This window comes from Sphaerotilus sp., from assembly GCF_041083715.1.
Taxonomy (GTDB): Bacteria; Pseudomonadota; Gammaproteobacteria; order Burkholderiales; family Burkholderiaceae_C; genus Sphaerotilus.
The window spans coordinates 1-10,561 of sequence record NZ_JBFPGY010000139.1 but is presented as its reverse complement, the minus strand read 5'-3'; the positions used below and the strand labels follow the sequence as shown (position 1 = coordinate 10,561).

At 65.9% G+C, this 10,561-nt stretch carries 11 protein-coding genes; 7 read left to right on the top strand and 4 right to left on the bottom strand.

Annotated elements, in window-relative coordinates:
• The 3 genes from AB3X43_RS06585 to ribA all read left to right on the top strand — a co-directional run.
• On the top strand, positions 1 to 936 hold a 936-nt coding region (locus AB3X43_RS06585), incomplete at its 5' end, for an acyl-CoA dehydrogenase family protein (protein ID WP_369429064.1).
• 202 nt (positions 937 to 1,138) lie between these two features.
• Positions 1,139 to 2,242 carry a 4-hydroxyphenylpyruvate dioxygenase gene (hppD, locus tag AB3X43_RS06580; RefSeq protein WP_369429063.1) on the top strand — a complete coding sequence of 368 codons (1,104 nt, stop codon included), beginning with the start codon at positions 1,139 to 1,141 and terminating at the stop codon, positions 2,240 to 2,242.
• Between the two features lie 60 nt (positions 2,243 to 2,302).
• A complete protein-coding gene (gene ribA / locus AB3X43_RS06575) occupies positions 2,303 to 2,896 on the top strand; it encodes a GTP cyclohydrolase II (RefSeq protein WP_369429062.1) in 594 nt (197 codons plus the stop codon).
• Between the two features lie 20 nt (positions 2,897 to 2,916).
• On the opposite strand, the gene AB3X43_RS06570 is transcribed toward ribA, so the two are convergent.
• Both AB3X43_RS06570 and AB3X43_RS06565 read right to left on the bottom strand, forming a co-directional pair.
• A complete protein-coding gene (locus AB3X43_RS06570) occupies positions 2,917 to 4,038 on the bottom strand; it encodes a sigma-54-dependent Fis family transcriptional regulator (protein ID WP_369429061.1) in 1,122 nt (373 codons plus the stop codon).
• Entirely contained in the window at positions 4,035 to 4,214 is a 180-nt protein-coding gene (locus AB3X43_RS06565) for a hypothetical protein (RefSeq protein ID WP_369429060.1), read from the bottom strand. Before AB3X43_RS06565 ends, AB3X43_RS06570 begins: the two co-directional genes overlap by 4 nt.
• Before the next feature lie 121 nt (positions 4,215 to 4,335).
• On the opposite strand from AB3X43_RS06565, the gene exaC reads away from it, so the two are divergent.
• Complete coding sequence (exaC, locus tag AB3X43_RS06560) at positions 4,336 to 5,856, top strand: acetaldehyde dehydrogenase ExaC (RefSeq protein ID WP_369429059.1); 1,521 nt, start codon at positions 4,336 to 4,338, stop codon at positions 5,854 to 5,856.
• Entirely contained in the window at positions 5,856 to 6,215 is a 360-nt protein-coding gene (locus AB3X43_RS06555; protein ID WP_369429058.1) for a DUF779 domain-containing protein, read from the top strand. Before exaC ends, AB3X43_RS06555 begins: the two co-directional genes overlap by 1 nt.
• A gap of 72 nt (positions 6,216 to 6,287) precedes the next feature.
• Here the strand turns inward: AB3X43_RS06555 and nadC are convergent, their stop codons facing one another.
• Positions 6,288 to 7,145: a carboxylating nicotinate-nucleotide diphosphorylase gene (gene nadC / locus AB3X43_RS06550; protein ID WP_369429057.1), complete on the bottom strand. Its 858-nt coding sequence runs from the start codon at positions 7,143 to 7,145 to the stop codon at positions 6,288 to 6,290.
• Positions 7,146 to 7,280: 135 nt separating this feature from the next.
• On the opposite strand from nadC, the gene AB3X43_RS06545 reads away from it, so the two are divergent.
• Both AB3X43_RS06545 and AB3X43_RS06540 read left to right on the top strand, forming a co-directional pair.
• Entirely contained in the window at positions 7,281 to 7,994 is a 714-nt protein-coding gene (locus AB3X43_RS06545; RefSeq protein WP_369429056.1) for a Crp/Fnr family transcriptional regulator, read from the top strand.
• An 88-nt stretch (positions 7,995 to 8,082) separates the two neighbouring features.
• The gene (locus AB3X43_RS06540; protein WP_369429055.1) at positions 8,083 to 9,159 is read left to right on the top strand and encodes a tyrosine-type recombinase/integrase; all 1,077 of its coding nucleotides are present in this window, start codon (positions 8,083 to 8,085) and stop codon (positions 9,157 to 9,159) included.
• Between the two features lie 21 nt (positions 9,160 to 9,180).
• Here the strand turns inward: AB3X43_RS06540 and AB3X43_RS06535 are convergent.
• On the bottom strand, positions 9,181 to 10,561 hold a 1,381-nt coding region (locus AB3X43_RS06535; RefSeq protein ID WP_369429054.1), incomplete at its 5' end, for a hypothetical protein.

Below are 10,561 nucleotides of genomic sequence, written 5' to 3'. Positions count from 1 at the left end.
TCGGCGCCGGACACCGGCAACATGGAGACCATCGAGCGCTACGGCACCGCCGCGCACAAGGAGCGCTGGCTGGAGCCGCTGCTGGACGGCCAGATCCGCTCCGCCTTCCTGATGACCGAGCCGGCAGTGGCCTCGTCGGACGCGACCAACATCGAGTGCTCGATCCGCCGGGAAGGTGACGAGTACGTGATCAACGGTCGCAAGTGGTTCTCGTCGGGCGCCGGACATCCGCACTGCGCCATCTTCATCGTCATGGGCAAGACCGACTTCGAGGCTCCGCGGCACGAGCAGCAGTCGATGGTGCTCGTGCCGCGCGACACGCCGGGTGTGACCGTGCTGCGCCCGCTGAACGTGTTCGGCTACGACGATGCACCGCACGGGCACATGGAGGTGCTGCTCGACAACGTGCGCGTGCCGGTGGAGAACATCCTGCTCGGCGAGGGCCGCGGCTTCGAGATCGCGCAGGGCCGGCTCGGCCCGGGCCGCATCCACCACTGCATGCGCTCCATCGGCGCTGCCGAGCGGGCGCTGGAGATGATGGTCGACCGCCTCTCGACCCGCATCGCCTTCGGCAGGCCGCTGTCGGCGCAGTCGATCTGGCACGAGCGCATCGCCGAGTCGCGCTGCATGATCGACCAGGCACGCATGCTGACGATGAACGCCGCGCACAAGATGGACACCGTCGGCAACAAGGGCGCGAAGCAGGAGATCGCGATGATCAAGGTCGTCGCGCCGAACGTGTCGTGCAAGGTGGTGGACTGGGCGATCCAGGCCTATGGCGCGGCCGGCGTGAGCCAGGACACGTGGCTGGCCGAGATGTACGCCCACCAGCGCACGGTGCGGCTGGTGGACGGGCCGGACGAGGTCCACCGCAACGCCATCGCCAAGATCGAGATCGCCAAACGAACGGTCGCGCGGACGGCCAAGTCGGCATAGACTGCACGCAGTTCCGCTTCCTTGACTGTTCGCTCCTTTCCATGACCACTGGCTTCCAGCTCGTCTACGGTGACCACCTCGCCCGCAGTGTGCGGGGGGTGCCGTGCGCGCCGCCGGTGGGGTGCTGACCGCGTTGTCCTGACCGTTCGTCCGCATCCGATTCATGGCGCGGCTGCCTGTGTGCAGCCGCCAAGGAGCTTTCATGTCCGCATCCGCTGCATCCCTCGCTTCCCCGACCGATCTGTTCGACAACCCGATGGGCCTCATGGGCTTCGAGTTCGTCGAGTTCGCGTCACCGATTCCCGACCTCCTGGAGCCGCTGTTCGAGCAGATGGGCTTTTCGCTCGTCGCCCGGCACCGCTCGAAGGATGTCGTGCTGTACCGGCAGGGCGAGATCAACTTCATCGTCAACCGCGAGCCCCGCAGCACGGCGGGCTATTTCGCGGCGGAACATGGCCCATCGGCGTGCGGGCTGGCGTTCCGGGTGAAGGATTCGCACAAGGCCTACGCCCGTGCGCTGGAACTTGGCGCGCAGCCGATCGAGATTCCGACCGGACCGATGGAGCTGCGGCTGCCGGCAATCAAGGGCATCGGCGGTGCGCCGCTGTACCTGATCGACCGCTTCGAGGATGGCAAGTCGATCTATGACATCGACTTCGAGTTCCTCGACGGCGTTCCGCGCCGCCCCGAGGGCCACGGTCTGTGCCTGATCGACCACCTGACGCACAACGTCTACCGCGGTCGCATGGCGTTCTGGGCCGGATTCTACGAGCGGCTCTTCAACTTCCGCGAGATCCGCTACTTCGACATCCAGGGCGAGTACACCGGCCTGACCTCCAAGGCCATGACCGCACCGGACGGCAAGATCCGCATCCCGCTGAACGAGGAATCCTCGCGTGGTGCCGGCCAGATCGAGGAGTTCCTGATGCAGTTCAACGGCGAGGGCATCCAGCACGTCGCCCTGCTGACGGACGATCTGATCGATACGGTGGACCGGCTGGCGCTGGCCGGCGTGCCGCTGATGACAGCGCCGAACGACGTGTATTACGAGATGCTGGACGAGCGCCTGCCCGGCCACGGTCAGCCGGTGGCGGAGCTGCAGACCCGCGGCATCCTGATGGACGGCTCCACCGCGGACGGCCGGCCGCGCCTGCTGCTGCAGATCTTCTCGCGCACGATGCTCGGGCCGGTGTTCTTCGAGTTCATCCAGCGCAGTGGGGACGACGGCTTCGGCGAGGGCAACTTCAAGGCGCTGTTCGAGTCGCTGGAGCGTGACCAGGTGCGCCGCGGGGCCTTGAAGGCCTGACACCGCGCTGTGACCGCGCTGGGGACTGCAGGGGTTGGAGCATCCGGCGACAATGCCGGGATGACTGACATCGACAAGGGCACCAGCGCCCGCCTGCCCACGCCGCATGGCGAGTTCACGATCACGGCGTACTTCGACCGCAGCACAGGCATCGAACACCTGGCGCTGCACTGCGGCGATGTGGCCGGCGACGCAGTGCTCGTGCGCGTGCACTCCGAGTGCATGACTGGCGACATCTTCGGCTCGCTGCGCTGCGACTGCGGCCCGCAACTGCAACTCGCCATGGCCCGCATCGCCGCGCTCGGGCGCGGCATGGTGATCTACATGCGCGGCCACGAAGGGCGGGGCATCGGCATCGAGCAGAAGCTGCGCGCCTACAACCTGCAGGACCAGGGGCTGGACACCGTGGAGGCCAATCTGGCGCTGGGCCACCCGGCCGACAGCCGCCGCTTCGAGGCCGCGGCGCAGATCCTGAAGGACCTGGGGGTGCGCTCGGTCTGCCTGATGAGCAACAACCCGCTGAAGGTGCTGGCGCTGCAGGCGCAGGGCATCACCATCGTGCAGCGCGAACCGCACGAGATCGATGCCAATCCCGAGAATGCCGCCTACCTCGGCACCAAACGCGACAAGCTCGGGCACTTCCTGCGTGCCTGAGGCCGCGTGGTCGCGGCAGGCTACCGCTGCAGGCGGCGATAGAGCGTCGTGCGGCTGATGCCGAGACGGCGAGCGGCCTCGGACAGGTTGCCCTTGCATTCGGTGACCGTGCGGTGGGCTTCGTCGGGCAGCGCGGCGGCGGCGGCGGTTGGGTCGGCGGCCACTGGCTCCGGTATGACGTCGATGCCGCCACGGCCTGCTTCCACCTGCACCCACACCATCGAGCCGTCGAGCAGGTGTGCCTCGAATGGCCACCCCTGGCTGGTGTGGCTGCGGCTGCGCAGTGCCTCCACGGTGCTCTCGAACACCGCATCGATGCGCAGCCCCGCGATGTCCTGGCGTGCCAGTCCCAGCAGATGCAGGCCGGCCATGTTCGCCCCGATCAGCCAGCCGTCTTCGGACAGGGCCAGCAGGCCTTCGGTCAGCCCGGCAATGCCCTCGCGGTACTTGTGGATGCGCAGACGCAGGCTGTCGCGGTGGCGGGTCTCGAACAGGCGGTGCTCGATCATGCGCGCTGCCGAGCGGACGAGACCCAGCGTGTGCCGATGGAACTGGCGGTGGTCGCTGGAGATGTCGATCGCACCGAGCAGGGCGCCGGCCGGGTCGATGATGGGCGCCGCGGCGCAGGTCAGGAACCCGTTGCGCTCCAGGTAGTGCTCACTCCCGTGGATGACCACCGGACGCTGCTCGGCGAGCGCGGTCCCGATCGCATTGGTGCCGCGCCATTGTTCGTGCCAGTTGGCACCCGGACGCAATGCCACCCGCTCTGCCCTGTTGGCAAAGTTGGCATCGCCCAGCGTGTCCAGCAGCAGTCCTTGCGCATCGGAGAGCAGCACGATGCTGTCGGTGTCACGGGTCTGTTCGTAGACGAACTCCATCGCTGGCCGGGCGTGTGCGATCAGCTCATGCTGCTGTTCACGGGCCTGGGCCAGTTGCAGGGCCGAGGCATGGGGTGTGCCGGAGGTGCGGCCGAGGGGGGACAGACCAGCGGCCTGGCTGCGCTCCCAGGATCGGATGAGCGCGGGATCACAGGCGGCCAGATCCGCACTGCCTGCTTCGCCCTGGACCATTGCGCGCCGCGCTTCCCGCAGCCGGGCCGGGGTCATGGGCGGTGGTGCATTCGGTTTGGTGGGCTTGCTCATTCAGTAATTACCCTTATGTCGGGCTGTGCCAATCGTCTCTGCATGGACCATTTCAAATTCGACCAATTCATGGCTCTGGCTTGATGATATTCAAGCTGCTTGCGGGATACCCTGATTTGCTGCAGTGTCAGGTGCTCCATCTGTTCAGCTTGTTCACTGGGTTGAACAGGGTTCATGCAGGAATCGGGCCATTTCTGGGCAAATGGGCGATGGGGTGTTCAGGTCGTTCTGGCTGGCACGACCTTCGCGTAGAGAGGGGTGTTCGCAACCTTTTCGTCACACAGCAGGAGACACCTCATGATCTATGCCCACCCCAATACCCCGGAAGCCAAGGTCCAGTTCAAGCCCCGCTATGACAATTTCATCGGCGGCAAGTGGGTCGCCCCGGTCGCTGGGCAGTACTTCGATGTGATCACCCCGATCAGCGGTCAGGTCTACACGCAGGCAGCCCGTTCGAACGAAGCCGACATCGAGCTGGCACTGGACGCCGCCCACGCCGCCAAGGCTGGCTGGGCCGCCACGCCCCCGGGCGTGCGTGCCAACATCCTGCTGAAGATCGCCGACCGCCTGGAGCAGAACCTCGAACTGCTGGCCTACGCTGAAACGGTGGACAACGGCAAGCCGATCCGCGAGACGCTGAACGCCGACATCCCGCTGACGGTCGACCATTTCCGGTACTTCGCGGGCTGCGTGCGTGCCCAGGAAGGCGCGCTGAGCGAGATCGACGGCGAAACCATCGCCTACCACTTCCACGAGCCGCTCGGCGTCGTCGGCCAGATCATTCCGTGGAACTTCCCGATCCTGATGGCGGCCTGGAAGCTGGCTCCGGCCCTCGGCGCCGGCAACTGCGTGGTCCTGAAGCCGGCTGAATCGACCCCGATCAGCATCCTGGTGCTGGCCGAACTGATCGCCGACCTGCTGCCCCCGGGCGTGCTGAACATCGTCAACGGCTATGGCCGCGAAGCCGGCATGCCGCTGGCGACGTCCAAGCGCATCGCCAAGATCGCCTTCACCGGCTCGACCGCCACCGGCCGTGTCATCGCCCAGGCAGCCGCCACCAACCTGATTCCGGCCACGCTGGAACTGGGTGGCAAGTCGCCCAACATCTTCTTCGAAGACATCATGGCGGCCGACGACGCCTTCTTCGACAAGGCGATCGAAGGCATGGTGCTGTTCGCATTCAACCAGGGCGAGGTCTGCACCTGCCCGTCGCGTGCGCTGATCCAGGAATCGATCTACGAGCCCTTCATCGCCCGCGTGCTGGAGCGCGTCAAGGCCATCAAGCAAGGCAGCCCGCTCGACACCGACACCATGATGGGTGCGCAGGCCTCCGCCATGCAGATGGACAAGATCATGTCCTATCTGGCGGTCGGCAAGGCCGAAGGTGCCCAGGTGCTGATCGGTGGCGACCGTGCCGAACTCGGTGGTGACCTGGCTGGCGGCTACTACATCCAGCCGACGCTGTTCAAGGGCAACAACGACATGCGCGTCTTCCGCGAAGAGATCTTCGGCCCGGTGCTGGCCGTGACCACCTTCAAGGACGAAGCCGAAGCCCTGGCCATCGCCAACGACACGGTGTACGGTCTGGGTGCCGGCGTGTGGAGCCGTGACGGCAGCCGCGCCTACCGCATGGGCCGTGCCATCCAGGCCGGTCGCGTGTGGACCAACTGCTACCACGCCTACCCGGCGCACGCGGCGTTTGGTGGCTACAAGGAATCCGGCATCGGCCGCGAGACCCACAAGGCCATGCTGGACCACTATCAACAGACGAAGAACCTCCTCGTCAGCTACTCGCCGAACGCACTGGGCTTCTTCTGATGCCCGCGGACACGACGCTTGCCGTGTCCACCAGCGTGTCCGCCACCGATGCAGCGCTGGCCCATCTGGCCACGCTGCATCGGCAGCATCCCGGGATGCTGCTGTACCAGTCGGGTGGCTGCTGTGATGGCAGCAACCCGCTGGCGCTGAATCCCGGCGATCTGTCGCTCACCGTGACCGACCAGTGCGTCGGAACGGTGGGCGCCGTGCCGTTCTACATCGACACGCGCCAGTGCGGCTATCTGCTCGGGCAGACGCTGACCATCGATGTCCGACCCGGAAACCTCGGTGCGTATTCGCTGGAAGACGGCACCGGCTGGTACTTCGTGACGCTCACGCCCACTTGTCCGCTGGTCTGAGGAGTCGGCAGGCTCTTCCCGTGCCGAAGACGCCCTCGGGCGTCTTTTTTCTTGCGTCTGGCTGCAAGGCGGCTACTTCACGATCTTCATCGTGATGTCCACCGCGCGCAGGTGCTTGGTGATCGAGCCGACGGCCACGCGGTCCACGCCGGTTTCGGCCAGTGATCGCACGGTTTCCAGCGACGCACCGCCCGAATACTCGACCAGGGTGCGGCCGCCGCAGTCGCGGTGCTCATGCACCATGCGCGCCACTGTCTTCACCAGTTCCAGCGGCAGGCTCTCCACCAGCAGCAGGTCGATGTCTTCGTCGAGCGCGATGCGCGTCTCTTCGCGGGTGCGGATCTCCGCCATGATCGGCACGCTCAGGCCCATCGCGCGTGCATAGTGGATCGCCTCGCGCAGTCCGCCCGCCGCGGCGCTGTGCACATCCTCGATCAGGAAGCCGTCGTACAGCCCCAGGCGGTGGTTCAGACCACCGCCAACCAGCACGGCATATTTCTGCGCGCTGCGCATGCCGGGCAACGTCTGGCGGGTGTCGACGATGCGTGCACCCGTGCCAGCCACGGCATCGACATAGCGGCGCACGGAGGTGGCGGTGCCGCTGAGCGTCTGGAGGAAATTCAATGCCGTGCGTTCGCCGGTGAAGATCGCGCGGGCGCAGCCTGTGACTGTGCACAGCAGGTCATCGGGCTGCACGCGGCTGCCTTCCGGCACGGCCCAGGTCACCGACACGGTCGGATCGATCATCTGGAATGCTGCCGAGAACCACGGCTGACCGCAGAGCACCGCCGCTTCGCGGGTCGTCACGCGGGCGGTCACGATCTGCCCGCGTGGCAGCAGCACAGAGGTGACATCGCCTGGACCGATGTCCTCGGACAGGGCTTGTTCCACGCACAGGTTCAGGTCAGCGGGCAGGGGGATGGTGTTCATCAGGACGGTTCCGGCAAGGGCAAACGGGGCATGGGCCGATTTTCACCGCAGTCGGCGTGCCCAGTAACAGAGAACCGCTCAATGCGTTGCCAAACATAATTGGTCTGTCACGCCAGCGGACTCTAGGATGGCGGAATGCTGTCCCCCGACCTGTCCTGCCTCATCGATCAATCCACCTGGGGTCGTGCACTGACCTCCGCCGAACGTGCCCAGGTCATGGCCACCACGACCGAGCGCCGCATCGGCGCAGGGGAGGCCATCGTCAGCGTCGGGGATGCCGCGTCGCACTGGCTCGGCATGATCGACGGTCTGGCCAAGATGTCCGTGACCGCAGCCGATGGCCGCATCACCACGCTCACCGGAGCCTCCCGTGGCGCGTGGTTCGGGGAAGGTTCGTTGCTGCGCCGCGAGCCGTTTCGATACGACATCATCGCGCTGCGTGACAGCCGCATCGCGGAACTCCCGCGCGCGACCTTCGAGGTGCTGAGGCAGGGCAGTCTGTCGTTCAACCATTGCCTGCAGCACCTGATGAATGCCCGGCTTGGCCTGTTCATCGGCATGCTGCGCAACGACCGTCTGCTCGCCCCCGATGCCCGGGTCGCTGCCTGCCTGGCCAGCCTGTACAACCCGGATCTGGCCTTTGATCCGGGTCCGCGCCTGGATCTGACGCAGGCTGAGATCGCGTTGCTGGCCGGTGTTTCGCGACAACGGACCAACCAGGCACTTCAGCGCTTGCATGAGCGGGGGTTGGTCTGTCTGTGCAGCAGGGGACTGCAGATTCCGGATGTCGAAGGTCTGCAGGCGTATGCATCCGAGCCTATCGACCGTATAAAGATACTAACGGCTTGACGGTTGAGCAAAGCAGATACGCCACATCAAAGGAATGTGGCTGTTCGACTTTGTTTGCGAATCAAAGACGTTTTCGTTAGTATCTTTTATGGCCAATGAGACCCTCCCCCTGTTTTTCTCCTCGGATGGCGATGCACTGGCCGAAGTGCTGAACCTGCAGTTCTCCACGTGGCTGGCGTCATCACCAGCCCGTGGTCTGCGCCAGCAGGGTGCCTTGCGCGAAGAGTCCGCGCAGATCTACGCGGACATGTGGCAGGCCTTCATCGCCTACTGCGCGCCCTTCGATGAAGGCACTGGCACGCGCAGTGTTTGCCTCGATCCACGTGACGCGTTGACCCGCGAGGATCTCGTCCAGTTTCTGGCCTTCGCGGCCATCCGCCCGCAGCGCCAGAGCCGCACCGGGCGCCTGCACGCGGAACTGACGCCGCGTTACGCCTGGCGGCTGCTCCAGTTGATCGACCGCGTGCTCAACCATGGCCGCGAGACACTCGGGCTGGAGCCTGTCGAGGCGCCGCTGCAGTTGATGCAGGAGGCCCCGTACCGCTATGCCAATGCCTCCGCATTGACACCGGTGCCGGACGTGCTCACCGAAGCACAGGCTTCGGCATTGATTGCCCATTGCACGGCCGTGTCCAAGGTCAGCGAGGGGCTCGGCACGCAGTGGAAGGCCATCCGAGACCGCACGGCGGTGGCCTTGATGCTTGGTGCCGGTCTGGCACCTGGGCAAGTGCGCGTGCTGACGCTGGACGATGTGGCGGTCGACGGAGGAGCCGAGCCTGGTGTGCCCTGGCGGCTTTCTGTGGCGGCCGATGGCAGCTCCGCAGCACACCAGGTGCCGATCGCCCTCTGGGCTGCGCGGGAGTTGCGATTCTGGCTGGACGTTCGTGCCCGGCAGGGCATGCTCCAGTCGCCATGGGTGTTTCCGTCGACAACCACCGGCAAGGCCTGGTCGCACCCGGCGTGTCACCGGGCGGCAGTGGCCGTGATGGAGGAGGCCGGTGTCGAGGGCGGCTCGCCGTTCCGGTTGCGCCACACCTTTGCCGTGCGCCAGTTGCTGAATGGCCACGCAGAAGAGGAGGTCGCACGCTGGATGGGGTATGCCGATACCGGGCCGATGAAGCGCTACCGGCATGTTCTGGCCGCACCAGCGGCCGGCATCGTCTGATGTACCTGTTTGACAGGCGGTTCAGAGTGGTGTGCGTTCGCAGTGTTCCAGCCGCGCGTATTCCTGCCGCGCCTGGGCATCCGCATACCGCTCGAACTGGGCTTGCAGCCTCGCCAGATGCCGCAGCCGCATCAGCTTGTCCAGTTGCGTCAGGCTGCGGTCCAGTGCATGCCGGTCCAGTGCGATCTGGGCCAAGCGATCCTGTTTGGCCACCAGTGCAGGATAGGTGGTGGATTGGGCCACCAGAAAACTCTGCGCCACACCGACGTCATTCGCAAGAAACCGCGCATATGCGGCCGTGTACGGGTGGGCCGCCGCGGGCCAGCGCTGGGTCAGGCCGCGGCGCAGTGTGGCTTGCAGGCGATCGATCTCGGCGCCGACCTGCTGGGACTCTTCCGCCAGCCGTTTCAGCCGCCCCGTCATGTCCTTCTGCCGTGTTTCCAGGGCATCGACCAGCGCACGCCCGTGCAGCGGCAGTCGCAGCCGCTCTGCCAGGGCTCTGGAGACGCGGCCAAATTCATTGTCTGGTTCGCTGATGGTGTCGAGGTAGCGCAGCCACACGGGTTGCCAGCGTTCAAGATAGGTTTCGGTCGATGCGCGGGGCAGTTCAGCACTGTCGCCTTCAAGCACGGCGTACAGATGTGCCTCATGCAGGGTGACGACATGGTCACCGTCCAGATCAGCGGATCGCGGCAGGCCTGACCCGGTCCGGGTGCGGCTCGATGAAAGCGCCGAGAAGAACCGGGTGGCGTAGTCCCTGTCTTCGCTGCCTTCCGTGGATCCTGCGGGGCACCGCTGCGCCAGGTGATCGATCGGCTCGGACGTGAACACACACCGGTTGTAGCGGCCCAGGCTGCGCTGGTCCCGCGCACCTGGCCGGATGAGGCGCTGGAATCCACTGGAATGGCACTGGGTGAGGACAAAGCGCATCGGTGCGTTCACCGGCACGTGGCTGGTCAGTGCCTCCAGATTTCGGACAGAAAGCCCTGTGTTGTCCCACAGGCGCAGCGTGTTGTCGGCGGCATCGGTGGTGTCCGGCCCCCCGGAGCCTGCGTAGAAGAACAGGCCCCGGTCCGCGGAACCCATGGTGCCCAAGTCCTTGTCCAGCACGGCCGACAGTGTGTCCGCCCGCGCCCCGGCCAGCGTGCTGCTGATGCGGTAGTGGCGGGTCGGTCCGGGGTTGAAGGCCTGTTGGCCGAACACACGTGCCAGTGGCTGCAGCGTGGCCGGGCTGTTGTCGGGCACTTTCGACCCGGGGCCGCTCGGGGTCACGTCCGACGCCGGATCAGCCAGAAAGAGCTGCGTGGTCGATGTTGTGGCAGCGAGGCCATGCAAGATGTCGGCCACCCGGAACGTGGTCGCTGCGCTGCGGCTGTCCGCGACCCGGGCATCGGGCTCTCCC